This is a genomic window from Cellulophaga fucicola (assembly GCF_900119145.1).
Lineage (GTDB): Bacteria > Bacteroidota > Bacteroidia > Flavobacteriales > Flavobacteriaceae > Cellulophaga > Cellulophaga fucicola.
The window spans coordinates 252,797-276,595 of record NZ_FPIY01000004.1 but is presented as its reverse complement, the minus strand read 5'-3'; the positions used below and the strand labels follow the sequence as shown (position 1 = coordinate 276,595).

The following is a 23,799-nucleotide window of genomic DNA, read 5'->3' as shown; positions in this document are numbered from 1 at the left end:
TATGTGTATGTAAATTAATCTTTATTGTTGCCTTGTTGTTTCCTTTATAATGTATACTTGTTGCTTATTTGTTTCCTTTAAGAAAATATGTTATGTGGTTGATATCCATATTTTTGACCTCATAAAAATCAACTAAAATGAAAATAACTAAGTATTTAAAATTTAATTTTCTGCTCTTAATTGTTGCTTTGTGTAGCGCAAATGTAACAGCGCAAAAAGGGAATGTAGAGGGTGTAATTTCTGATGAAAACGGAATATATGTTCCTGGTGCAACAGTATTAATTCCTTCTTTAAAAAAAGGTTCTGTATCAGACTTTAATGGTCACTTTTCTTTAGTGGATATTCCAGAGGGATCTTATGTCTTAAAAATTACATATTTGGGTTATGCAGATGTAGAGCAAAATGTAACAGTTGTTAGTGGCAAAACAGCATCTGTATCAATTTATATAGAGCCAAAAAGTTTTGAGTTAGATGGTGTAGAAGTTATAAGTTACGGTTTGGGTAGTCAGGCAAAAGCATTAAATACACAAAAAAATAATATAAATATTACTAGTGTAGTTTCTACGGATCAGATTGGGAAGTTTCCGGATGCTAACATTGGTGATGCGGTAAAGCGTATTCCTGGTATAACAATGCAGGTAGATCAGGGAGAGGCAAGAAATATTATTGTAAGAGGATTGTCTCCGCAACTAAATTCTGTAACATTAAACGGTAGTCGTATACCATCTGCAGAGGGTGATAATAGAAATGTTCAGATGGATTTAATTCCTGCTGATATGATACAGTCTATAGAGGTAAGTAAAGCAATTACTCCAGATATGGATGCAGATGCTTTGGGTGGAGCTGTAAACCTTATAACAAGAACATCTCCACAGGGTTTTAGGTTGTCTTCTACATTGGGTTCTGGGATTAACTTTATCACGGATAAGGGTATTATTAACGGTTCGTTTTTAGTAGGAGATAGATCTAAGAATAAGAAATTTGGATATATGATTTCTGCGTCTTACAATAATAATGACTTTGGCTCTGATAATGTAGAGGCAGAGTGGGCAGACGAGTTTGAGTATTATACGGGTGTAGATGATTTAGATGGTGAGCCTATTTTGGAAAGCGTAGATGTAGAACCGTATGCAAAAGAATTTCAGCAAAGAAAGTATTTAGTGCAGCGTATTAGAAGAAGTTTTTCGGCTAATATGGACTATAAGTTTAATGCTAATAATACAGTATATCTAAAAACAATTTATAACTGGAGAGATGATAGAGAAAATAGATTTAGGTTAAAGAGTGAAATTTTAGATGCAGAAGACATAGAGCAGGGAGATTTTACAGTGTTAAATAGTAGGTTAACTCGTTTTCCGGCAGAACACGCTAGAGAAACAAAAGGCGGTACAAGCGAAGGTAGAAATAAGAATAGAAGACTAGAGGATCAAAGAATGCAAAATTATAGTCTAGGAGGTAAACACTTACTGGGTAGTCTAAAGTTAGATTGGATGGCTTCTTTTGCTAAGGCATCTGAAGAGAGATTAAATGAAAGATATGTTAGTTTTGAAAGTGAATATAGTGTTCTAAACGATAATTCCAATCCAAGATTTCCGTTATATATAGCAGAAGATATTGCAGACGCTGATATAGCTAACTTTGAATATAAAGAAATAACAGAGGAAAATCAGTTTACAAAGGAAGAAGATTTTAATGTGTTTGTAAACTTTGAGGTGCCATCGGATTTTTTCAATAATGGAGATGGTAGCGTAAAGTTTGGAGCAAGAGCAAGAATTAAATCTAAGTTAAGAGATAATAATTTTTTTGAATTTGATTTAGAAGATCAATATGCTACTTTAGATATCTTACCTACAAAAGATTTGTCAAATTCAGATTTCTTAGCAGGTAGTCAATATTTAATTGGGTCTTTTGCTGATGAAAAATGGCTAGCTAATTTAGATTTAGTAGATGGAGAATCTATTCCTGATGAATTTTTAAGAAAAAATTATAATGTAGACGAAAACGTTTTTGCAGGTTATGTAATGACTAATCAGAAATTATCAGAAAAACTAGACCTTCTTTTAGGGTTACGTCTAGAAACTACAAAAGTAACAGCTACCGGAAATCGTATTGCAGATGAAGAAGATTTAAAGGGGGAGATTACCAAAGAAAGCTCATACGCTAATCTTATGCCTGGTTTGCATTTAAAATATTCTGCCTCTGATGCTACAATTTTACGTTTTGCTTGGACAAATACTTTAGCAAGACCAAATTATGCAGACTTGGTACCTTCTGTAGATGTAGTTTCTGGAGATGAAGAAATAATTTTAGGTAACCCAGAATTAGAGGCAACAACTTCTGTGAATTTTGATCTTATGGCGGAGCATTATTTTAATAATGTAGGGCTGCTTTCTGGTGGTGCTTTTTATAAAAAAATAGATAATTTTATATACACGTTTATAGGTGAAACTACAGATGATACATATGGCTTAGGTACTAATGGTTATAATCTTTTTCAGCCTTTAAACGGTGAGGGAGCTAGTATATTTGGAGCAGAATTTGCTTTTCAGCGTCAATTAAACTTTTTACCTGGTTTTGCAAAAAACCTTAGTTTGTATTTAAATTATACTTTTATTACTTCTTCTGCGAGCGGAATTATGAATGAAGATGGTGATGAAAGAGAGAATGTAGACTTGCCAAATACTACTCCTAATACTTTTAATGCGTCTTTAGCTTACAACGATAAGAAATTCTCAGCTAGATTATCTGGTAATTTTAGCGATTCTTATGTTGATGAATTAGGGGGTAATGACTTTGAAGATAGGTATTATGACACGCAGTTTTTCTTAGATTTTAATGCAACATATAAGGTTAATGGTAACCTTAGTTTGTATGCAGATTTAAACAATATTACAGATCAGCCATTGCGTTATTTTCAAGGCGTAAAAAACAGAACACAACAAATAGAGTATTATGGCCAGCGATTAACGTTTGGTTTAAAATACGATTTATTTAAAAAATAATTTTATAAAAAAGTAGAATGAAAAAATATTTAATTTGTGCTCCTATATTGATGGCTTTTTTTTCTTGTAAGGTAGATAAACTGCCTGCAATAGAGCCAGATGTTATTACGGAAAAAACGATTAATGATACGGACGATCCTGCTATTTGGATAAATAAAGAGGATGCATCAAAAAGTATTGTTTTTGGAACAGATAAGGAAACCAATGGTGCTATTTATGCTTTTAATTTAGAAGGGAAAATATTAAAGGATAAAACTATTAGAGACATAAAAAGACCTAATAATGTTGATGTGGCTTATGATTTTGTTTTGAATGACTCTACCACAACAGATGTAATTGTTTTTACAGAACGAGAAAAAAAACAAATTAGATTATTTTCTGTGCCAGATATGAAACCATTAGATAATGGAGGCTTTAAAGTATTTGAAGATGAGGTTAATGAAGAGTTTAAGTTGCCAATGGGTATTGCTTTGTATAGTTCTCCTAATGATAAAAGTTTGTATGCTGTAGTTGGGCGTAAGTTAGGTCCTGAAAATGGATATTTATATCAATATAAAATAATGGCAGACACCTTGGGAGTTGTAAATACTAGTTTGGTGCGCAAATTTGGAGCTTTTAGTGGTAAAAAAGAGATAGAGGCAATTGCAGTAGATTCCGAACTAGGTTTTATTTATTATTCAGATGAACAGCATGGTATACGTAAATACTACGCAGATCCTGCAAAAGGAGATAAAGAGATAAGCTGTTTTGGGGGAGATTTTTTTGAATCTGACATAGAGGGCATAGCGATAGCTTCATACGAAGATGGAAGTGGATATGTTATTGTGTCTGATCAGCAAAAAGGACAGTTCAATATTTTTTCAAGAGAAACTAACGAATTTGTAAAAGCAGTAAATTTATCAACTCAAGAAACAGATGGTTGTGAGGTGGTAACAATACCTCTAAATTCTACCTTTAAGAATGGTTTATTTGTGGCAATGAACGATGCTAAAGATTTTTATTTTTATGATTTGTCTAAATTAGGTTTAGATAAGAAGTAAAATTATTAAGTATAAAAAATGGGGATCACTAATTAAATTAGTGATCCCCATTTTTTATTTTATGTATTTAGATTATTACCATTTCTGGTTTCTAAAGTTTTTAAGTTTGGCAAACTCTACAGTATTGGCTAAGTATTGCTCTAAATCGTACTTAGGTATAGGTAAAATGCTTTCTAGTACAGATGTGTCCCACTCGTATGGTTTAGATGTTAAGTATGGATTTAAATGCACGCCAATAGTCTCGTAGTAGAACTGCTCTAGTTTAGAATCGAACCCAGCTGTTTTTGTAATAATATCTTGGGTAACGTTGTATGTTTTAAAGCCAACAGTGTCTAGTATTTTAGAAATACCCTTTGTAATGTTAGTTGCCTTAGAGTGTACTATGTTAAGTTGTTTTACATCAGTATCAAAAACCTTAACAATAACTTTAGCAACATAATCTGTTGGTATAATGTTTAGACCGCTATCTGCATTTGCGGTAATTCTTATGTGGTCGCTAGATGGTGTGTTGTAGAAGAATTTAGCAAATAGGTAAAACACCATATATTTAGAAATAAAAAAGCTTGGGTTGTCTATTGCGTTTCCTCCTAATACACTTGGCCTTAATATTTGTAGCGGTATATTATTTTCTTTACTAGCTTCAGTTAAGAATTTTTCTGACGCGTGTTTAGATGCTTCATAGAAATTACGGTATGCTCCGCCTTCAATTTCTATATAATCATCACCAATTAGACCTCCTAAATCACCAATAGAAAAAGCAGTGCTTATGTAAACAAACTTTTTTAGGTAGCCCATGTAGGCTTCAAAAATGGATTTTGTAAAATGAAAATTCTCTTCAAAAATCTCATCTTTATTAGCAGGATCTACAGATAGATTAACGTATCCGGCAGAATGTATAAAGTAATACTGCTCGTTAGTATCTAAAAAAGATTCTGGCTCTAAAATATTATCGGCATTTATTACTTTAACCTTAGAGTTTATGGCGTCTAAATTATCTTTTACAAATTGCGGAGCATACTCACTCTCTAGCATATTTAGAACTCTTTCTTTAGGAGTAGATTGTCCTTTTTTACGCACTAAAAGGTAAACATTGCTTATCTCGTTATATTTAGTTTCAAAAAGGGTGTGTAATACTTTAGAACCCAAAGTGCCTGTTGCTCCTGTTAAAATAATATTCATTACTGCAATTGTCTAAGTAAGATTTACGTATAAAAAAAGCTCTTTTCCTGATGGGTTAAAATTAGGAAAAGAGCTAAGTCTTTTAGTTGTGCTATGTATTAATATCTGTAGTGTTCTGGCTTGTATGGGCCTTCAACAGTTACACCAATATAACTAGCTTGGTCCTCACGTAATTCTGTAAGTTCAACACCAATTTTAGCTAAGTGTAATTTAGCAACTTTTTCGTCTAATGCTTTTGGTAACATATATACATCGTTTCCGTATGCTTCTTTGTTTGTCCAAAGTTCAATTTGTGCTAAAGTTTGGTTTGTAAATGAGTTACTCATTACAAAACTAGGGTGACCAGTAGCGCAACCTAAGTTTACTAAACGACCTTCTGCAAGTAGAATTATGTCTTTTCCGTTTATGGTATATTTATCAACCTGTGGCTTAATAGTATTTTTAGTATCGCCAAAATTTCCATTTAACCAAGCAATATCAATCTCATTATCAAAGTGGCCAATATTACAAACTATGGTCTTGTCTTTCATAGCTTCAAAATGCTCTCCTCTAACAATATCTTTGTTTCCTGTGGTAGTGATTACAATATCAGCATTACCAACAACAGTTTCTAGTTTCTTAACTTCAAAACCATCCATTGCAGCTTGTAGTGCACAAATAGGATCTATTTCTGTAACAGTAACAATACTACCGGCACCTTTAAAAGAAGCAGCAGTACCCTTACCTACATCGCCATAACCACAAACAACAACACGTTTACCAGCTAACATAATATCTGTTGCACGACGTATAGCATCTACAGCACTTTCGCGACATCCGTACTTATTATCAAATTTAGATTTAGTAACAGAATCGTTTACGTTTATAGCGGGCATTGGTAAAGTTCCATTTTTTACACGCTCGTATAATCTGTGAACACCAGTTGTAGTTTCTTCAGATAAACCATTAATTCCAGAAGCTAATTCTGGATATTTATCTAAAACCATATTTGTTAAATCTCCACCATCATCCAAAATCATATTTAATGGTTTTCTGTCTTCGCCAAAAAATAAAGTTTGTTCAATACACCAGTCAAATTCTTCTTCTGTCATATCTTTCCAAGCATAGACTGCAGTTCCTGTTGCTGCAATGGCAGCTGCAGCTTGGTCTTGAGTAGAGAAAATATTACAAGAACTCCAAGTAACCTCTGCACCTAAAGCTTGTAAAGTTTCAATTAAAACAGCTGTTTGTATTGTCATATGTAAACAACCTGCAATTCTTGCTCCTTTTAGTGGCTGAGAATCGTTGTACTCTTCTCTTAAAGCCATTAGACCAGGCATTTCTGCCTCAGCAAGTTCAATTTCTTTTCTTCCCCAATCTGCTAGAGAAATATCTTTTACCTTATTTGGTACGTAAGCAACTTTATTTGAGCTCATTTTTTCTTTTTTTCGTATTTTTAATAAAAAGAAACACTTTGGTATAGCGTTTTAAATAGTTAAATTCGCTTACCAATACTATTTCATTTGCCTTAAGCAGTGCAAAGATACTAATATCTTAAATAATGCTATGCCTCTTTACAAAACTATAACAGTTAACAGTGCTACAACGCTCTATATTTGGAAAATAGAAGAGTCTGAAGCCAATTTGGCTGCATCTATAGAATTAACAGATCATTGCCAAAATAGATTTAATGGTATGAAATCTGAAATGCATAGAAAAGGATTTTTAAGCATTAGGCATTTGCTAAAAGAGGCTGGTTATACCGATTTTGATTTAAAGTATGATGAGCTTGGTAAGCCACATTTAAAAGATGGTAATTTTATTTCAATAACACATTCGCATCAATTTACAGGGATTATTGTTAGTAAAACAGATGAGGTTGGGATTGATATTGAAATGCAACGGGATAAAATTTTAAAAATAGCTCATAAATTTACTCCTATAGAAGAGTATAAGACTATTGCAAATGTATCTGCTTTAATGCAAAAGTTAACTATCGTTTGGGGAGCAAAAGAATCGCTTTACAAAATTTATGCTCAAAAAGGATTAAGTTTTCTGCATCATATAAATGTAAAAGATTTTACGTTTGCAGAAGAGCAAACAACAGCCGAAATATTGTATCAAGGGCATTCATCATTATATAGCGTTCAGTTTATAGAGTTTGAAGGATTTACTTGTGTGTACGCAATAAAAAAAGCATCACTTTAAAAGAAATAAACTATAGTTGTTGTAGGCAAAACAATTTGTTTTGTTTGTAATGGCTTTTCTAATAAATAAATAATGAATATTTCTGTAGAACTTACTTTTTCTCCGCTTCAGGATACTTTTGAGGAGCATATCATCATTTTTATAAAAAAATTACGTGCATCTGGATTAACAATTTTGGAAAACCCACTAAGTACACAGGTGTATGGTGATTATGATACTGTAATGGGTGTTTTAAATTCGGAAATTAAAGAAGCATTTGAGCTTATGGACAAAGGGCTGCTTTTTATGAAAATTGTAAAATCTGACAGAAGCGACTATGAGCCACATTTTTGATTGGATTTTTGCGCAATACAATGGAGTCTCTACACATTTAATAGTTTTAGAGTCTGTTGGTGTTTTGTTTGGCTTACTTAGTGTTATTTATTCTAAAAGAGAAAATATACTTGTGTTCCCAACAGGTATAATTAGTACTTCAATTTTTGTATACATTCTTTTAGTATATGGACTTTTAGGAGATATGATGATTAATGTCTACTATTTTTCTATGAGTGTATATGGGTGGTATTTGTGGACAAGAAAAGTAGATGCAACACATTTTATTCCTATAACTAGAACAACAGTAAAAGAGAAAAAATGGTCTATAGTATTGTTTGTTATTACTGTATTGTTTGTTGTGTTGGTATATGGTTTTTTTAATAAGTTTAATAATTGGACGGCTTATATAGATACGTTAACTACAGCTATTTTCTTTGTTGGAATGTGGTTAATGGCTAAAAAAAAGATAGAAAATTGGATATATTGGATTATTGGAGATATAATTTCCGTTCCTTTATATTTGTATAAGGGGCTTGTATTTACTGCTTTACAGTATTTTGTATTTACAGGAATAGCAATATTAGGTTATATAGCATGGAAAAAAAGTATAGGCAAGAGTCCACAGACATTATTAAAGTAGTTTTATTTGGACCAGAATCTACAGGAAAAACTACACTGTCTGAGCAATTAGCAAGGCATTACCATTCTGTTTGGGTGCCAGAGTATGCTAGAGAATATTTGCAAGATAAATGGAATAACGAGCGTAAAACTTGTGAGCCTAAAGATCTTTTGCCAATAGCAGAAGGTCAAATGAAAATAGAAAATGCATTGACTAAAAAGGCAACAGATGTTCTTATTTGTGATACAGATTTGTTAGAGACAAAAGTATACTCAGAGGCGTATTATATAGGTAGTTGCGATCCTGTTTTAGAAAAATATGCATTAGAAAACACATACGATTTATACTTTTTAACCTATATAGACGTTCCTTGGGAGGCAGATGATTTAAGAGATAAGCCCGGAGAGCGAGAAGAAATGTTTAAATTTTTTGAACAAACACTAGTAAAGTATAAAAGGAATTTTATTACTTTAAAGGGCGGTAAGGCAGAAAGGCTGGCAACAGCTATTGCAGCAATAGATAAAATTTTAAAAAAATAGATGAATTTTACAAGTCAAGATAAAGAGCAATTTATAGCAAAAGGAGTTACTAACGAAAAGGTTTTAGAACAAATAGAAACCTTTAAAGAAGGTATACCTTTTGTAAACTTGTCTAAGGCTGCTGTTGTAGGAGACGGCATACTTAAATTTTCTGATAAAGAAGAACAAGAACTTGTGTCTTATTTTGAAAAATACCGACTACAGAAAGACCTTTTAAAATTTACACCGGCTTCTGGTGCGGCAACACGTATGTTTAAGGCTTTATTTACTTTTTTAGAAGTGTATAACGCTAAAGAGCAATCTTTGGATGTGTATATTGAAAAAAATAACGATAAGGCTGTAGAGGCTTTTGTTAGGGAAATAAAAGATTTTCCTTTTTATAAAGATGTAAAGACGCGTATAGGAGATAATTTTTCTTCTGAAGGAGAAGAAGTTTATGCTTTTGTGCAAGAATTACTGTCTGAGGATAAATTAAATTATGGTTTTTTTCCAAAAGGGTTATTGCCCTTTCATAAATACAAAGACCAGATTGTAACGCCTTTTTACGAGCATTTAAGAGAGGCTGCTTTATATGCAAAAACAAATGATGTAGCAAAACTTCATTTTACAATTTCTGAGCAACACCAAGAAATGTTTTTAGAAAAAGAGAAACAGGTTGCAGAGAAAGTCAATAAAGAAACAGCAACTAGCTTTGTTGTAGATTATTCTTTTCAGAAAAAGGAAACAGACACCATTGCTGTAGATTTAGAAAACAAACCGTTTAGATTAAAAGATGGTAGTTTGTTATTTAGACCAGGAGGGCACGGTGCTTTAATAGAAAATTTAAATGATAAAAGTGCAGATATTATTTTTATTAAAAATATTGATAATGTTGTAGTGCAAGAGCATTTACAAGCTGTAGCGGATAGTAAAAAAATATTAGCTGGCTTTTTGTTAAAAGTGCAAAAGAAAGCTTTTGAATATGCATCAATTTTAGATAATGATAAGGTTGATGATGAACAAATGAATGAAATTAGATTGTTTTTAAAAGAAGAACTTAATGTTAGATTTAGAAACGGATTTATTCATTTGGGAAAAGAAGAACAACTTAGCTTGTTAAAAGAAAAAATAAACAGACCAATTAGAGTTTGTGGTATGGTTAAGAATCTTGGAGATCCAGGAGGAGGACCTTTTTGGATTAAAGATTATCAAGAGAATGTATCGCTTCAGATTGTAGAATCTGCACAGATAGATACATCTAATTTTAATCAGGCTAAAATATTACAAAATGCAACTCATTTTAACCCTGTAGATTTAGTTTGCGGAGTTAAAAATTATAAAGGAGAAAAATATAATTTATTAGACTTTGTTAATGATAAACAAGGTTTTATTACGGAGAAAACTAAAGAAGGTAGACAAGTAAAAGCATTAGAGCTTCCTGGTTTATGGAATGGTGCAATGGCTTTTTGGAATACTATTTTTGTAGAAGTTCCTACAATTACATTTAATCCTGTTAAAACTGTAAACGACTTATTAAAAACAGCTCATCAGCCAAAATAGTTATATGTGGTAGTCTAAGAGTATTGGGTTGTCATCGGGATCTATAATTATTATACTTGCGGGTCCTGTAGAGTTTTCGTATGCTTTTGTACTAGGTTCTAATCCAGAGATAATTAATTGTTTTTGTATGACTCTAATATCATAGTAATTTTCTAGTTTATTCGCATTTTGGTCCCAAGCAGAGTTAAATATTAGCATATTTTTGTCAAATATACCTTCAAACAAACGGCTACGGTACTTTCATTTTTTAGTATCAGGTACTTTTTATCAATATCACCAGCAAAAACAGTAAACCCTAGTTTTTCATAAAATTCTTTAGATGTTTTTATGTCTTTTACGTTTAAACTGATTAAAAATGCTCCTAATTTCATAATGTAGATTTAGTTGCCTGTGTTAATAAAGTTAGCTTTTTTTTATGAATAGTAGAAAGTGAGCACTACATTTGCCCTCATCTCAAAGGGGTGCTTATTAAAATAGGCTGAGATTATACCCAACGAACCTGGGCAGGTAATGCTGCCAAGGGAAGTATTAGTTAGTGTTTGCTAACTAGGTAATTAGGCTATGACATAAGAGTTTGCCACTCATAAATCTATATAATTTAACAAAAATAACGACCCCTTTTATTTGTAATACAATTACGAATGAAAACAAACTGTTTTAAATTTTATGTTACAGCACGTAAAAGTTGTAGTAACAATAGGCAATTTTACTTAAAAACATTAGGTACTACTTTTGCTGTTTTTGGTTTAGCTTTTTCTGGTATTGCGCAAGAAAAAGAAATAGACACTTTAGAGGGTAAAAAGGTAGTTTTAGACGAGGTCTTGGTGTCTGGTATACGTGTTACCAAAGAGTCTCCGGTTACATTTTCTAACTTAACTAAAGAGCAATTTAAGTCTCGTAACTTAGGTCAGGATATACCTATTTTAATGAACTTTTTGCCCTCTGTAGTAACAACGTCAGATGCTGGCGCAGGAGTTGGTTATACAGGTATAAGAGTGCGTGGTACAGATGCTACGCGTGTAAATGTTACCATAAATGGTATACCTTATAACGACTCTGAGTCCCACGGTACTTTTTGGGTAAATATGCCAGATTTTGCTTCTTCTACAGAAAACTTACAACTCCAAAGAGGTGTGGGTACATCTACAAACGGTTCTGGTGCCTTTGGTGCTAGTTTAAACATTTTAACAGATGCTGTTTCTACAGATGCATATGGGCAAGTTTCTACATCTATTGGTAGTTTTAATACACTAAAAAATAATATAAAATTTAGTACTGGTTTATTAAATAATCATATAGAAATTTCTGGTAGATTATCTAGAATAGCTTCAGATGGTTATGTAGATAGGGCATCTTCTAATTTAGATTCTTATTTTTTACAAGCCGCTTATGTAGATGATAATACTTTAATTAAGGCGTTGCTTTTTGGAGGTAAACAAGTAACATACCAATCTTGGGATGGTATAGATGGTGAAACATTAAAAGAAAATAGAACATATAACCCAGTTGGTGCTTACCAAGATGAAAATGATGTTACTCAGTTTTACGATAATGAAAATGATGATTACAAGCAAGATCATTTTCAATTATTGTGGAACGAGCAAATTTCTGATGTTTGGTCTACTAACCTAGCTGTACACTATACAAAAGGACGCGGTTTTTTTGAGCAGTATAAGGAAGATGAAGACCCTGCGGATTACAGTGGTATTGTAGCTGGTTTTAACGGAACAGATGTTACAGATTTAATTAGAAGAAGATGGTTAGATAATAATTTTTATGGAACAACTTTTTCTGCTAACTATAAAGGAAATAATGTAAACCTTATTGTAGGTGGTGGTTATAATAAATATGAGGGAGACCATTTTGGAGAAGTAATTTGGGCGCAACAATTTGCAGTAAACAGAAATTATGAAGACCGTTATTACAATGATAATTCTACTAAAACAGATTTTAATATCTACGCTAAATTAAATTATGTGTTAGATGCCAAGTGGAGTCTTTTTGGTGATATGCAATACAGAAATGTAGGTTATAAGGCTAATGGTGATGAGACTGGTTTAGTAGATGATACTTTTGACTTTTTAAATCCTAAAGCGGGTATAACTTTCGACTTAAATAAGAATAATAATTTTTATCTTTCTTATGCTGTAGCTAACAGAGAGCCCAATAGAAATGATTATGAAGGTGGTAATCCAAAACCAGAAAAGTTAAACGATTTTGAGTTGGGGTGGCGTTATGTGTCATCAGCAGTACAGGTAAATACAAACGTTTATTATATGGGCTATAAAGACCAATTAGTTTTAACAGGTGGTTTAAACGATGTTGGTGCTCCGCTTAGAGAAAATATTGGTGATAGTTACCGTTTTGGATTAGAGTTAGATGCAAACATTGTTTTTAATGATCAGTTTTCAACAAGGCCAAATGTGGCATTGAGTAGTAATAAAAACAAAGACTTTTTTACAGATAGAGATGGTGGTTTGCAAGATTTAGGTGATACAGATATTGCATATTCCCCTAGTGTTGTGGCGGGAAATATTTTTACATATTCGCCAAAAGAGAACATAAAATTATCTTTTTTATCTAAATTTGTAGGCGAACAATATTTAAGTAATACAGACACAGAGGAATCTAAGTTAGATAGCTATTTTGTAAACGATTTTAATGTTGCTTACGAGATAAAATGTGATAAGATTTTTAAATCTATTGTATTGTCTGGACTAGTAAATAATGTGTTTAATGAGAAATATGTGTCTAACGGATATACATATTTAAACTCTTGGTCAACTCCTGGCACTACTTTTGAAGTACAGGGTTATTACCCACAAGCAGGAACAAACTTCTTAGTGGGTGCAACATTTAATTTTTAAAGATTGAACACTAACCATGTTTATAAAGGGTGGGCCTTATTGCTAGGTTTGCCCTTTTTTTAATTTCTAACGGTTACTACATTTCCGTTTATAGAAGTACTATAAAAAAGCATATCGTGGTATTTAGTGTCGCCTTCTTCTGGTCTGTTTAAAAACTGACCCGTAAAAAGATTGTACTTATAATCTTCACAAGGACAAGTAACATTTTGTCTGTCATCATCTAATACCATTGTAGAGCAAGAACTTGGCTCGTGATTAGGGCAACTAGCTTCAAAAGCCATAAAATTGTCAAATCCAGTGTTTATAACAAATACACCTTTGGTGCCAACACCTTGGCTGCCAACATAAACCCCACTTCCTGTGTTTTTTAAAGCGCTGTAAGATGGTAAATTTAAGTTTAGATCTACTCTAAAACCTATGTCTTGTAAGTATGGGTTTCTATTGGTTCTACCGCTATCACAAGAAAATAATAGTAAAATAGCAAATAAGGAAAAAAGTGATTTCATAATATGTTTTCTTAGTACTAATACAACAACAAATGTGAACAAAAATTATGTATATTTGTATAAAATCCTCTAGAAATAAGAGGATTTTCTCATTTTTAAAATGATAATGTTATGAGTAACGTGTCTTATTATACCGTAGAAGGTTTAAAAAAGTTAAAGAGCGAGCTAAATCAGCTTAAGGATATAGAGCGCCCAAAGTCGTCACAAGCAATTGCAGAAGCTAGAGATAAAGGAGATTTATCTGAGAATGCTGAGTACGATGCAGCTAAAGAAGCACAAGGGTTGTTAGAACTTAAAATTTCTAAGTTAGAAGAAATTGTTTCTAATGCTAGAATTATAGATGAATCTCAGTTAGATACTTCTAAGGTATTGGTATTGTCTACTGTTAAGCTTAAGAACCAAGCTAATGGTATGGAGGTAAAATATACATTAGTAGCAGAAAGTGAAGCTGATTTAAAAACAGGGAAAATATCTGTAAACTCACCAATTGGTAAAGGTTTATTAGGTAAAAGTGTTGGCGATGAAGCCGAAATTGCTGTTCCTAATGGAAAAATTAAACTTACAATTTTAGAAATAACTAGAGCATAATGGCATCTGTATTTACTAAAATAATAAATGGCGAAATACCTTGTTACAAAGTAGCAGAGGATGCTAATTATTTTGCTTTTTTAGATATTAGTCCAAATGCAAAAGGGCATACACTTTGTGTGCCCAAAAAAGAGGTTGATAAAATTCTAGATTTAGATGAAGAGACCTATATGGGTTTAATGGCTTTTTCTAGAAAAGTAGGTAAAGCTATAGAAGGGGCTGTTCCTTGCAACCGTGTTGGGATCTCTGTAATAGGCTTAGAGGTGCCACACGTGCACGTGCATTTAATACCTTTAAATTCTATGGCAGATGCTTCTTTTAAGAAAAAAGAAGAATTAACTACAGAAGAGTTTAAGTCTATTGCAGCCGCAATTAGTGCTAAAATTAAATAATTTTTTGGGTAAATAAGTACACTGCTGTAGCGACTAAAGCTATAAGAACAAGTACAACTATATAGAACAAAGATGTAAATTTTACACTTGTTTTTTCTGGTACTGCTAATTTTTGGTAGTAGTTAAAAGAGCGTTCTATATCGTCTGTCCAATTAACAGGGTATATGATAGATTGGCATCTTTGGCATTTAATATCACTACTAACCTCGTTGGTTGTTTTGTGTATAAACTTGCCAAATTTTTGCTTTTGATAAAAAGTAACTGAAAGTTCGTTATGGAAACATTCTGGACAGTTATTTTTTATGTTAGCTTCTTTTAGTACAACTAATTTCTCCTTAGACATAGTTTAAACTTTTGTTTTTAGCGAAATCTGCATTACGGTGCCTTCTTTACTCGAAGATAACACTTTTACCTTTCCGTTATGGTATTCTTCTACAATTCTTTTAACTAGGGATAGCCCTAAACCCCAGCCACGCCTCTTAGATGTGTGCCCTGGATTAAAAATAGTAGCGTAATTTCCTTTAGGTATTCCGTGGCCTGTGTCAGATACTAAAATGTTTACAATATTTCCTGCTTGTACAATTTCTATAGCTATATGTCCTTTACCTCGCATAGCATCTATTCCGTTTTTCACCAAATTTTCAATGGTCCAATTGTATAAAGGCTTGTTTAGCATTACCGAGAGCGAATCAATCTTACTGTCAAAAGAAAATTGTATAAGCTTAGAGCTTCTTCGTTTTAAATAATCAAAAGCACTTTTAGTTTCTGCAACAATATCTTTTTCTTCTAGTTTGGGTAAAGAGCCAATATTAGAAAAACGATCTGTAATTGTTTGCAGTCTATCTATGTCTTTTTCTATTTCTACAGATATTTCAGGATTTATATTTTCGTCTTTTAATAGCTCGTTCCATCCCAGGAGAGATGTTAGGGGTGTGCCTATTTGGTGTGCTGTTTCCTTTGCCATACCAGCCCAAAGTTTACTTTGTTCAGATGCTTTATTCGTTTTAAAGAAAAAGAAAATTACAGCTCCAAATAAACAAATAATAAGCAGTAGTGCTAGAGGGTAATATTTTAAGTTGTTTAAAACTTCTGAGTTTCCGTAGTAAAGAGTAGCAATTAGCTCTCCTTTATGTGTCATTAAAACAGGAGTGTTTTCGGTTTTAAACTCTTCTATTTTTTCTTGAATAAAAGAGGTGTCTTTGGTTTTGTTATTTTCTATGTTTTTAGCGTTAAAACTACCGTTTTTATTCACCAAAATCATTGGTGTAGAGGTGTTGTTCTGAAAAATCATTAAATGCAAATCTCCCAAATCTTGCGTTTGCGAAGAATTAAGAAATTCTGACTGAGCAGTAGCCCAGATCTCCATTTTATGGCGTTCCTCCTTTTTAAATTGTTCAAAAAAACTATTGGTATTCCAAAGAATAAGGCTTACAATAAAGAAAGCGCTAACCATTAAAGAAATGTTTATAGTTTTATTTTTAGGATTAAAATTCATTTTACCAATTATAGGGTTTAAAGATAACGTAATTTAAAGCACATTTGGTATTTCTATATTGACTTGTTGTTTTAATTAGTGCGCAAATTATGTACCTTTGCATTCTATGAAAAAAACAATTTCTATAGTTCCAAACGAGGTAACTACTGCAAAATTGCACGGCTATCTTTTAGGGGCGGTTGGTCCTAGGCCAATAGCATTTGCAAGTACTGTAGATAAAGACGGTAATCCAAATTTATCTCCGTTTAGCTTTTTTAATGTATTTAGTGCAAATCCGCCAATTCTTATATTTTCTCCTGCGAGAAGAGTAAGAAATAATACTACGAAGCACACTTTGGAAAATGTGTTAGAAACTAAAGAGGTTGTTATTAATATTGTAAATTACTCAATAGTACAACAAATGTCTTTGTCTAGTACAGAGTATGCAGAGGGTATTAATGAGTTTGATAAGGCTGGTTTAACAATGCTAAAGTCTGATTTGGTTAAGCCATTTAGAGTAGCAGAGTCTCCAGTGCAGTTTGAGTGTAAGGTTACTAAGGTTGAAGCATTAGGCGAAGAAGGCGGAGCCGGAAACCTTATTTTTGCTGAGGTTGTAAAAGTACACGTAGATACTACTGTTTTAGATGAAAACGGAAGTATAGATCAGCATAAAATAGATTTGGTAGCTCGTATGGGGGGCAATTGGTATAGTAGAGCTAAGGAAGGTATGTTCGAGGTTCCAAAACCATTATCTACTCTAGGAATAGGTGTAGATAGTTTGCCGTTAAAAATAAGAAACAGTAAATTGTTGTCTGGTAATGACTTGGGTTTACTTGGTAATATAGAGCAATTACCATCTGCGGAGAGTGTAACGCAATTTGTAGAAGAAAATGTATCAATACGCAGTGTGTTAAGCACTAATGACGGAGTACAGTTGCAATTAAAAGCTAAAGAATACATTTTTAATGAAGATGTAACTTCTGCTTTAAAATTATTGATAGCTGGTATAGATTTGATAGAATAAGAACTGAATAGATAAACACGCATAAGAAACTAATTTAAGATGGAAGTACAAGGAAAAGTAAAAATGGTTGGGGAAACTCAAACTTTTGGAAGCAACGGATTTAGAAAAAGAGAACTAGTTGTTACAACAGAAGAGCAATATCCGCAACATATAATGGTAGAGTTTGTTCAAGACAAATGCGATTTATTAAACGGTTACAATGTTGGGCAAGCTGTAAAAGTTAGTATTAACTTAAGAGGTAGAGAATGGGTTAATCCACAAGGAGAAACTAAATACTTTAACTCTATACAGGGATGGAGAATAGAGAACTTACAAGCTGCTGCTCCAGACGCAAGTGCAGGAGGTGTGCCACCAGTTGCACCAGCACAAGCTTTTGAGCCTGCAGATAATTTAAATGAAGAAGATCACGACGATTTGCCTTTCTAGGTTAAATGGTTCATCCAATATATTATTTAACAGATAAGTTAGAGTTTCCTCCAGTACATACAGCTAATGAAGATGGTTTATTAGCGGCTGGAGGAGATTTATCTGTAGAACGATTACAACTTGCCTATAAAAGCGGAATTTTCCCTTGGTTTGATGATGATAGACTACTGCTTTGGTGGAGTCCAGACCCAAGAATGGTATTGTTTCCGCAAGAATTAAAAGTTTCTAAAAGTATGCGTAAGCTTTTACGCGATAAAGCTTTTACTGTTACAAAAAATAAAAATTTTGAAGAAGTAATTCACCGTTGTGCTACTGTACCTAGAGATGGGCAGCCAGGCACGTGGATTACCCAAAATATGCAAAACGCATATATAGAACTACATAAAAAAGGCTTTGCACACTCTTACGAGGTTTGGTTAGATAACCAATTGGTGGGTGGCTTGTATGGCATAGATTTGGGCACTGTGTTTTGCGGAGAAAGTATGTTTAGTGATGTTAGCAACGCCTCTAAATATGGTTTTATAACCATGGTACAAGAAATGGAAGCTAACAATTACAAACTTATAGATTGCCAAGTCTATACCCAGCACCTAGAGAGTTTAGGCGCCAGAGAAATAGATAGGGATGATTTTATAGGGTTTTTAAAATAGAATTTAACTCTACTTTAAACTACTTGCTGTATGTGGGTTACTTAACAACTCTTTAAAAACTGCCCAGCGTTTTTCTGGTTGGTCTACAGTACCTCCTTTTGCTTTTACATAGTCTGCAACTAGATCTTTACCTAAGTTGTAATTTATAACATAACTGCGGTACTGGTCTATAAAACGAGTGCGTTGCAATGCTCTATCTGGTGCGTAAAACAAATATTTTTCTAGCCATTTGGCAGCTTCTCCTCTAGAGATTTCTCCGTTTAAATAGTGCCTTGCAGCTTCATTACCTGCGTAATTTAGCTTACCTATTAATCCTAGAATTTTATAGTATTTATCGGCCTTGCTAGCATCTAAACCTGCAATAGGGAAAAGTACTTCTTTTTCAAAAGTAACACGCTCATCACCAGGGAAAGCTACGTCTATACCATAGTTTGCACTACCTTCTGCTATTAAAGATTGCGGAGAAAATAATGGATATACAGAAAATTCTTTCCATCCTTTGGCATCAACTAAATTTTGTTCTAATAGTGCATTAAATACGTGGTGACCAGGGTAGCCCTCGTGGCAAGCTAAGTCTATTGCACGTTGTATAAATATTGGAAAATCGGTATTTATCTGTATTAAACTTTTACTTTTTCCTTGGTAGTAATTGTAACCAGACCAACTTTTATCATTTACATATTCTAACACAAAATCTTCATTCTGCGGTAATTTAAAATGGTGATTAGTTCTTTTTCTTGCTTCTGTAATAGCAACTCTAAAAACAGTATCTAGCTTATCTTTTGGTATTATAAATTGTTTTTCAAAAGCAGTATATCTAGTAGCCAAATCTTCATCTCCTGGTAACTCTTCTTCTAAAGCAGCAATAAGTTTGTTAAAGTGCTCTTCTGTAAAATGCGGTGGTTCTGCATCATACAAAAGTTTGGCTTCTTCATCAAAAGAATACGTTTTTCCAGACAGCATCTCTAACTTGGTTTTTACAGCAGTTAGTTGCTTTTTAAACATCGTATGTCTTGCTTTTTCAATACTAGAAAAAGCAGTTGTATCTACCAAATGAGCGCTTTCTATTAATGTGTTGGCTCTGGCAATAAAATCTGAAGCCGGTATGGTATCTAATTTAGTAGATGTTGGTTTCCATTCTTCTGGACCGTAATAAGCATCAACAAAATCACTATTATATTGTCCTACTTCTAAAACCAGTTTTACGTAATCTTCTGCTAAAGCATTCATTTTCGGTTTTTCAGGTGGTTTACTACAAGATCCTAATGCTATTACAACAAATAAGGCTGCTATTTTATTTTTCATAGGTTTATTCTTTTGTTCTAATGTCTAAAAGACTTTCGTTAAATAAATTGAAAATACGAGTGTATTCATCTGTCCAACTACTAGGCTCTACAAAACCGTGACGCTCTACAGGATACACAGCCATTTCCCAATTCTTTTTTTCTAACTCTATTAAACGCTGAGATAAACGTACCATATCTTGAAAATGCACATTATCATCTACCATACCGTGTAGAATTAATAAATCTCCTTTTAAGCCATCTGCATAATAAATAGGGGAGCTTTTTCTGTAAGCAATGCTATCTGTGACCGGAGTATTTAAAATACGAGCAGTATAACCGTGGTTGTATGCAGCCCAATCGCCAACAGAGCGTATTGCGGCACCAGCTTTAAAAGTGTCTGGAGCATTAAACATTCCCATTAATGTTATAAATCCGCCGTAAGAACCACCGTAGATTCCAACTTTATTTTGGTCTATACCATATTTTTCTACTAATAATTTTGCACCATCAACTTGGTCAGATAAATCTTTACCTCCCATATGTCTGTAAATTCCGGTACGCCATTCGCTGCCGTAACCAGCACTACCTCTGTAATCTATGTCTAAAACAGTATAGCCATTATCTACTAGTATGTTATGAAACATATATTCTCTATTGTAAGAGCTCCACCATTTGTGCGCATTTTGTAGGTAGCCAGCTCCGTGAACAAAAATTACAGCAGCTTTATTTTTTGTTGCTGTTTTAGGTTGATATAAACGTGCGTATACATCGGCTCCGTCCTCAGCTTTAAAAGTAATAACCTCAGGATCTTTCCAGTTGTATTTTTTAAAGTTATCTGTAAGTGAATTTGTAATTTGTTTTGGAGCTGTTTTAGATCTGTTTTTTACAGGGTTAGGCTGTACGTACAATTCAGTTGGTTTGTTGCTGTACGAGTGTAAAATAGCCATTTGGCGCTCATCTGGAGATAAAGTAACCTCGTTATTACCAACCATTGTAGTTAACTGGTTTAATTTACCACCATTTAAAGGCATTGTGTAAAATTGTCTGTCTCCAGGATGATTTTTATTAGCCGTAAAATACCAACGCTTTTTATCTATAGAGATAGTTGGCTCGTAAATTTCAAAATTACCAGAGGTAAGTGCTTTTGTTTTTTTAGTTAACACATTAGTGGTGTACAAATGAGAATAGCCTGTTTTTTCAGACTGATACCAAATACTATTGTCATCTGGCATCCAACCTAAATTACCCCATCCAATTCCAGGGCCAGCAATCCAAGCTTTATCGTGTTGGTGGTCTAAATTGGTAACGGTACCATCAGCAAGATTTAAAAGAACTATCCAACGGTCTTTATAATCATTTGCACTAATATCTAAAACTGCTTTTTTACCATCTGCACTCCAAATAGGACCAGCGATGTAACCAATTCTGTTTTCGTTTTTATATTCTTTATCTGGGTAGTCTTTAGTGTATTCCGGAATATAATCTAAACCAGTTAAATTGTCTAAGGCAACTGGGTATGTTTTCTTGTTTTTTATATCGTAAACAAATAACTCGTAAGTAGATGGTGTGTCACCAACTTTAGAACGTGTGTTTTGGTTTTCTACATAACCAGATTCTGTTACAAAGTGTGGCATTGTAGTGCGCTTGTTGCTTGCGTATTTAGCAGTAATATAAGTTACATAATTGCCATCTGTACTAATGCTTTGTCCGCTTATAGATTTGCCGTCTGTATATATAGAAAACAACTCTTTTTCTTTGTAACGCTCCATCTGTTTTTTACGAGCATCTTCTTTGGCTTTGCGTTCTCTTAAAACATCAAACAATGCAAGTTGGTCGTTGCGTAACCATTCATCTTTATCGCTTAAACGTTCTTCTCTATCTTTTTTATTTGTAAAGTTTGTAATTTGAGTAGTTGCTCCTGTTGCTATATCCCAAGTAAAAATATCTTGTCCTTTTTGAAATGCTATTTTACTGTTGTTTTCTATAAACTTGGCGTTTCTTTCGCGATCTTCAGTTTGGGTAATTTGTATGGTTTTGTTGGTGGTAATATCGACTAAAAAAAGATCACCTCTTTTTTCGTATACTTTTTTTGTTCGTTTAGAATTAAAAGTGGAAGAAGAAGGTAGGTTGTATTCTTCTTCAAAATCTACTTTGTTAGTCTTTGTGTTATTAAGATTGTACACATATAAAGAGTCGCTAAAAGCATTTTCCGTATTCCAGTTAAAATAAATGTTTTTACTATCTGATGACCATTTTGGACTAGAAGGCAAGTGGCCAATAAAGGCATCACCTTGCATAATTTCTTTAATAGTTAAGGTTGATGTGTTGTTTTCTTGAGCAAAGACTGATAACGAGCAAAGCAGAATGCTTACGCTTAAAAGTAGATTTTTTTTCATTTTTCTCTTGTTCTTTTTTGATGCTTTTTAGACTAAGCTGGCATCTGCATTAGATTGATGCACTAAAGTTACTATTATTTCCAATCCCATAATAATATATTCCAAATATCTGTTTGGTCTGTAAAGGTGTGTATGGTTGTAAAGCCTATTTTTTGGTGAGCAAGCATAGAGCGTTGGTTGTTTGTAGAGACTTCCGTAATGCAAAAGTTGTACGTGTTTTTGTAGACTTCTTTGTGTTTTTGGTATAATTTTCTAAACAAGCCAAGACCTCTGTATGTTTTAGAAATGCAAATTTGTCCCATAACATAGTAGTTGTAGTTTTTTACAGGGATGTTATTGTAGGTTAAGCTGTTTAGTATTTTAAACATAGGTGCTAAAACAGGAATAAGAGAAGTTGTTTCAGGTAACATTACCAATGCGTAGCCAACAACATTAGTATTGTTTGTGGCAATAATTTGCGGAGTTTTGCTATTCATTTGTTCTAAAACGGACAGCGTGTGCTTTACGGTTACAAAGCCGTTGGTGTTTTTCTCTTCTTCGGTTAAATTTTTAACGTAGTTGAGATTTTGTAATGCTAATATTTGCTTTAACTCTGTTGTTTTTGTAGCACATTTTATGGTTGTAGAAGTCATAAAAGCTTGGTTTTTTAACTAAGGTAGCTAAAAGAAATAGCAAGCCTAAAATGTAGCGTAAAAAAAGGCTGGTGAAAACCAGCCTTTAGATTGTTGTTTTATTTTTAATATAATTCAAATTATATTTTTACATACGTAAACTCAATAGTTTGCTTGTTAGAGTCTTTGTCTGTGTACTCGTAGTTAAGCTTTATGGTAGAATCGTCCTCTACTAAAATTTTAACATTAGGACTGTTTTTAAATAGAACAGATTTTTCATCGGTAACAACGTATTCTACAGTGCTCTTTTTAATAAACTTACAATCTGCTTCTGTATCAAAAGTTACATTGTGTATGCCAGAGTTTACTACAATTTTAAATTGTTTTGGCATTGGGTAGCTAACATTTGCATTGTTTTTTAATAAGTCACTTCTATTAAAGTTTTTCTGGTGTTGTATAAATTCTAAAATAGAACCAGATGTAAACTCAATAGTGTTTTTTTGCAGGCAATCATCAGATGCGCCATCTATTTTCCATTTTCCTAAAAGTTTAGCTACAACAACAGAGCCATCATAAGTACTAGTGTTATCTGTAGTTTCATCTTCGGCTACTTCTACATCTTCAGGTTCTTCAGCAGTGTTAGGTTCTTCAAATTCATCATTATCAGATCTTACAAAAATATCAACTTGAGTTTGTGTTTTAGAATCTGCCCCTGTAATAACAGTTGTAATTTGTAAAGTATCGTTTATTAATTTAATTTCTGAAGTAGAGTTAAAAAAAGTTACATTATTTAAAGCAGTAACAGTATAGGTTCCAGATTGAGAGCTTGTTTCTGTGCATAAGCTAGATGTGCTAGGACCTCTTTTTTTAAAGTTTAACTTGTAGGTGTTATCGTCTTTAAATTCGGCTAAAGAATTTTTTAAACACTCAAAATCGGCAGAAGAAACATTTTCTTCGTCAATTTTACTGCTTACAAGTCTCCATTCTCCTGTAAGGCTTGCTTTTGTTTCTGTTACGTATTCGGGAGCTTCTTGGTTGTCTGCTTTGTTGTCATCATCAGAATTACAAGAGGTTGCAAATACCGTAATAAAAAGTAGTAGGTAATAAAATTTAGAGTTCATAATTTTCATATTAGTAATGTTTTTATCCTCTAACGCTA

The 23,799-nt window shown here is 33.1% G+C and carries 24 protein-coding genes; 13 read left to right on the top strand and 11 right to left on the bottom strand.

Features of this window, described 5'->3' with window-relative positions; translation table 11 throughout:
• Positions 1–137 precede the first annotated feature (137 nt).
• On the top strand, positions 138–3,002 hold the full coding sequence (locus tag BT107_RS14245) for a TonB-dependent receptor (protein WP_084639241.1): 2,865 nt from the start codon (positions 138–140) through the stop codon (positions 3,000–3,002).
• Positions 3,003–3,019: 17 nt separating this feature from the next.
• Complete coding sequence (locus BT107_RS14240; protein ID WP_072304495.1) at positions 3,020–4,042, top strand: phytase; 1,023 nt, start codon at positions 3,020–3,022, stop codon at positions 4,040–4,042.
• 75 nt (positions 4,043–4,117) lie between these two features.
• Here BT107_RS14240 and BT107_RS14235 read toward each other — a convergent pair whose 3' ends face one another.
• The gene (locus BT107_RS14235) at positions 4,118–5,221 is read right to left on the bottom strand and encodes an SDR family oxidoreductase (RefSeq protein ID WP_072304494.1); all 1,104 of its coding nucleotides are present in this window, start codon (positions 5,219–5,221) and stop codon (positions 4,118–4,120) included.
• Between the two features lie 98 nt (positions 5,222–5,319).
• On the bottom strand, positions 5,320–6,636 hold the full coding sequence (ahcY, locus tag BT107_RS14230; protein ID WP_072304493.1) for an adenosylhomocysteinase: 1,317 nt from the start codon (positions 6,634–6,636) through the stop codon (positions 5,320–5,322).
• Positions 6,637–6,766: 130 nt separating this feature from the next.
• Here ahcY and BT107_RS14225 point away from each other — a divergent pair, with 130 nt between their 5' ends.
• The 5 genes from BT107_RS14225 (at position 6,767) to BT107_RS14205 (ending at position 10,420) form a co-directional block, all read left to right on the top strand.
• Positions 6,767–7,408: a 4'-phosphopantetheinyl transferase family protein gene (locus BT107_RS14225; protein WP_072304492.1), complete on the top strand. Its 642-nt coding sequence runs from the start codon at positions 6,767–6,769 to the stop codon at positions 7,406–7,408.
• Between the two features lie 72 nt (positions 7,409–7,480).
• Positions 7,481–7,741: a hypothetical protein gene (locus tag BT107_RS14220; RefSeq protein WP_072304491.1), complete on the top strand. Its 261-nt coding sequence runs from the start codon at positions 7,481–7,483 to the stop codon at positions 7,739–7,741.
• A complete protein-coding gene (pnuC, locus tag BT107_RS14215; protein ID WP_072304490.1) occupies positions 7,725–8,363 on the top strand; it encodes a nicotinamide riboside transporter PnuC in 639 nt (212 codons plus the stop codon). The genes BT107_RS14220 and pnuC overlap by 17 nt, the downstream gene beginning before the upstream one ends.
• A complete protein-coding gene (locus BT107_RS14210; RefSeq protein WP_072304489.1) occupies positions 8,318–8,881 on the top strand; it encodes an AAA family ATPase in 564 nt (187 codons plus the stop codon). The genes pnuC and BT107_RS14210 overlap by 46 nt, the downstream gene beginning before the upstream one ends.
• Positions 8,882–10,420 carry a DUF4301 family protein gene (locus BT107_RS14205; protein WP_072304488.1) on the top strand — a complete coding sequence of 513 codons (1,539 nt, stop codon included), beginning with the start codon at positions 8,882–8,884 and terminating at the stop codon, positions 10,418–10,420. It begins immediately after the preceding gene.
• Here BT107_RS14205 and BT107_RS17750 read toward each other — a convergent pair whose 3' ends face one another.
• Together BT107_RS17750 and BT107_RS17745 are read right to left on the bottom strand one after the other, a co-directional pair.
• Complete coding sequence (locus BT107_RS17750) at positions 10,421–10,618, bottom strand: hypothetical protein (RefSeq protein ID WP_342039458.1); 198 nt, start codon at positions 10,616–10,618, stop codon at positions 10,421–10,423.
• On the bottom strand, positions 10,612–10,791 hold the full coding sequence (locus BT107_RS17745; RefSeq protein WP_342039457.1) for a hypothetical protein: 180 nt from the start codon (positions 10,789–10,791) through the stop codon (positions 10,612–10,614). The genes BT107_RS17750 and BT107_RS17745 overlap by 7 nt, the downstream gene beginning before the upstream one ends.
• 270 nt (positions 10,792–11,061) lie before the next feature.
• Here BT107_RS17745 and BT107_RS14195 point away from each other — a divergent pair, with 270 nt between their 5' ends.
• Positions 11,062–13,287: a TonB-dependent receptor gene (locus tag BT107_RS14195; protein WP_084639240.1), complete on the top strand. Its 2,226-nt coding sequence runs from the start codon at positions 11,062–11,064 to the stop codon at positions 13,285–13,287.
• A 59-nt stretch (positions 13,288–13,346) separates the two neighbouring features.
• Here BT107_RS14195 and BT107_RS14190 read toward each other — a convergent pair whose 3' ends face one another.
• On the bottom strand, positions 13,347–13,793 hold the full coding sequence (locus BT107_RS14190) for a Rieske (2Fe-2S) protein (protein ID WP_072304487.1): 447 nt from the start codon (positions 13,791–13,793) through the stop codon (positions 13,347–13,349).
• 111 nt (positions 13,794–13,904) lie between these two features.
• Between BT107_RS14190 and greA the strand changes: the two genes are divergently transcribed.
• Both greA and BT107_RS14180 read left to right on the top strand, forming a co-directional pair.
• On the top strand, positions 13,905–14,381 hold the full coding sequence (gene greA / locus BT107_RS14185; RefSeq protein ID WP_072304486.1) for a transcription elongation factor GreA: 477 nt from the start codon (positions 13,905–13,907) through the stop codon (positions 14,379–14,381).
• Positions 14,381–14,773, top strand: a complete 393-nt coding sequence (locus BT107_RS14180; protein ID WP_072304485.1) for an HIT family protein — start codon at positions 14,381–14,383, stop codon at positions 14,771–14,773. The genes greA and BT107_RS14180 overlap by 1 nt, the downstream gene beginning before the upstream one ends.
• Here BT107_RS14180 and BT107_RS14175 read toward each other — a convergent pair.
• On the bottom strand, positions 14,766–15,116 hold the full coding sequence (locus tag BT107_RS14175) for a hypothetical protein (protein ID WP_072304484.1): 351 nt from the start codon (positions 15,114–15,116) through the stop codon (positions 14,766–14,768). The two genes, BT107_RS14180 and BT107_RS14175, sit on opposite strands and share 8 nt — an antisense overlap.
• 3 nt (positions 15,117–15,119) lie before the next feature.
• Positions 15,120–16,268: a sensor histidine kinase gene (locus BT107_RS14170; RefSeq protein WP_072304482.1), complete on the bottom strand. Its 1,149-nt coding sequence runs from the start codon at positions 16,266–16,268 to the stop codon at positions 15,120–15,122.
• A 106-nt stretch (positions 16,269–16,374) separates the two neighbouring features.
• Here BT107_RS14170 and BT107_RS14165 point away from each other — a divergent pair, with 106 nt between their 5' ends.
• From BT107_RS14165 to aat, 3 genes are read left to right on the top strand one after another with little or no spacing between them, the layout of a single operon-like run.
• The gene (locus tag BT107_RS14165; RefSeq protein WP_072304481.1) at positions 16,375–17,271 is read left to right on the top strand and encodes a flavin reductase family protein; all 897 of its coding nucleotides are present in this window, start codon (positions 16,375–16,377) and stop codon (positions 17,269–17,271) included.
• A 39-nt stretch (positions 17,272–17,310) separates the two neighbouring features.
• Positions 17,311–17,697: a DUF3127 domain-containing protein gene (locus BT107_RS14160; protein ID WP_072304480.1), complete on the top strand. Its 387-nt coding sequence runs from the start codon at positions 17,311–17,313 to the stop codon at positions 17,695–17,697.
• A gap of 5 nt (positions 17,698–17,702) precedes the next feature.
• Positions 17,703–18,347 (top strand): leucyl/phenylalanyl-tRNA--protein transferase, encoded by a 645-nt coding sequence (aat, locus tag BT107_RS14155; RefSeq protein WP_072304478.1) that lies wholly within the window; start codon positions 17,703–17,705, stop codon positions 18,345–18,347.
• 9 nt (positions 18,348–18,356) lie between these two features.
• Here the strand turns inward: aat and BT107_RS14150 are convergent, their stop codons facing one another.
• From BT107_RS14150 to BT107_RS14135, 4 genes are all read right to left on the bottom strand, one after another.
• A complete protein-coding gene (locus BT107_RS14150; RefSeq protein ID WP_072304477.1) occupies positions 18,357–19,652 on the bottom strand; it encodes a hypothetical protein in 1,296 nt (431 codons plus the stop codon).
• A gap of 4 nt (positions 19,653–19,656) precedes the next feature.
• Complete coding sequence (locus BT107_RS14145) at positions 19,657–22,029, bottom strand: S9 family peptidase (protein WP_072304476.1); 2,373 nt, start codon at positions 22,027–22,029, stop codon at positions 19,657–19,659.
• 74 nt (positions 22,030–22,103) lie between these two features.
• Positions 22,104–22,661, bottom strand: coding sequence for a GNAT family N-acetyltransferase (locus BT107_RS14140; protein ID WP_072304475.1), 558 nt, complete (start codon positions 22,659–22,661; stop codon positions 22,104–22,106).
• Positions 22,662–22,780: 119 nt separating this feature from the next.
• Positions 22,781–23,770, bottom strand: a complete 990-nt coding sequence (locus BT107_RS14135) for a lipocalin family protein (RefSeq protein WP_072304474.1) — start codon at positions 23,768–23,770, stop codon at positions 22,781–22,783.
• Positions 23,771–23,799: the final 29 nt, after the last annotated feature.

Bases quoted from the DNA above. Each gene is read 5' to 3' on its own strand.
- BT107_RS14245 (WP_084639241.1), top strand. From the start codon at position 138: ATGAAAATAACTAAGTATTTAAAATTTAATTTTCTGCTCTTAATTGTT.
- BT107_RS14240 (WP_072304495.1), top strand. From the start codon at position 3,020: ATGAAAAAATATTTAATTTGTGCTCCTATATTGATGGCTTTTTTTTCT.
- BT107_RS14235 (WP_072304494.1), bottom strand. From the start codon at position 5,221: ATGAATATTATTTTAACAGGAGCAACAGGCACTTTGGGTTCTAAAGTA.
- ahcY (WP_072304493.1), bottom strand. From the start codon at position 6,636: ATGAGCTCAAATAAAGTTGCTTACGTACCAAATAAGGTAAAAGATATT.
- BT107_RS14225 (WP_072304492.1), top strand. From the start codon at position 6,767: ATGCCTCTTTACAAAACTATAACAGTTAACAGTGCTACAACGCTCTAT.
- BT107_RS14220 (WP_072304491.1), top strand. From the start codon at position 7,481: ATGAATATTTCTGTAGAACTTACTTTTTCTCCGCTTCAGGATACTTTT.
- pnuC (WP_072304490.1), top strand. From the start codon at position 7,725: ATGAGCCACATTTTTGATTGGATTTTTGCGCAATACAATGGAGTCTCT.
- BT107_RS14210 (WP_072304489.1), top strand. From the start codon at position 8,318: ATGGAAAAAAAGTATAGGCAAGAGTCCACAGACATTATTAAAGTAGTT.
- BT107_RS14205 (WP_072304488.1), top strand. From the start codon at position 8,882: ATGAATTTTACAAGTCAAGATAAAGAGCAATTTATAGCAAAAGGAGTT.
- BT107_RS17750 (WP_342039458.1), bottom strand. From the start codon at position 10,618: ATGCTAATATTTAACTCTGCTTGGGACCAAAATGCGAATAAACTAGAA.
- BT107_RS17745 (WP_342039457.1), bottom strand. From the start codon at position 10,791: ATGAAATTAGGAGCATTTTTAATCAGTTTAAACGTAAAAGACATAAAA.
- BT107_RS14195 (WP_084639240.1), top strand. From the start codon at position 11,062: ATGAAAACAAACTGTTTTAAATTTTATGTTACAGCACGTAAAAGTTGT.
- BT107_RS14190 (WP_072304487.1), bottom strand. From the start codon at position 13,793: ATGAAATCACTTTTTTCCTTATTTGCTATTTTACTATTATTTTCTTGT.
- greA (WP_072304486.1), top strand. From the start codon at position 13,905: ATGAGTAACGTGTCTTATTATACCGTAGAAGGTTTAAAAAAGTTAAAG.
- BT107_RS14180 (WP_072304485.1), top strand. From the start codon at position 14,381: ATGGCATCTGTATTTACTAAAATAATAAATGGCGAAATACCTTGTTAC.
- BT107_RS14175 (WP_072304484.1), bottom strand. From the start codon at position 15,116: ATGTCTAAGGAGAAATTAGTTGTACTAAAAGAAGCTAACATAAAAAAT.
- BT107_RS14170 (WP_072304482.1), bottom strand. From the start codon at position 16,268: ATGAATTTTAATCCTAAAAATAAAACTATAAACATTTCTTTAATGGTT.
- BT107_RS14165 (WP_072304481.1), top strand. From the start codon at position 16,375: ATGAAAAAAACAATTTCTATAGTTCCAAACGAGGTAACTACTGCAAAA.
- BT107_RS14160 (WP_072304480.1), top strand. From the start codon at position 17,311: ATGGAAGTACAAGGAAAAGTAAAAATGGTTGGGGAAACTCAAACTTTT.
- aat (WP_072304478.1), top strand. From the start codon at position 17,703: ATGGTTCATCCAATATATTATTTAACAGATAAGTTAGAGTTTCCTCCA.
- BT107_RS14150 (WP_072304477.1), bottom strand. From the start codon at position 19,652: ATGAAAAATAAAATAGCAGCCTTATTTGTTGTAATAGCATTAGGATCT.
- BT107_RS14145 (WP_072304476.1), bottom strand. From the start codon at position 22,029: ATGAAAAAAAATCTACTTTTAAGCGTAAGCATTCTGCTTTGCTCGTTA.
- BT107_RS14140 (WP_072304475.1), bottom strand. From the start codon at position 22,661: ATGACTTCTACAACCATAAAATGTGCTACAAAAACAACAGAGTTAAAG.
- BT107_RS14135 (WP_072304474.1), bottom strand. From the start codon at position 23,770: ATGAAAATTATGAACTCTAAATTTTATTACCTACTACTTTTTATTACG.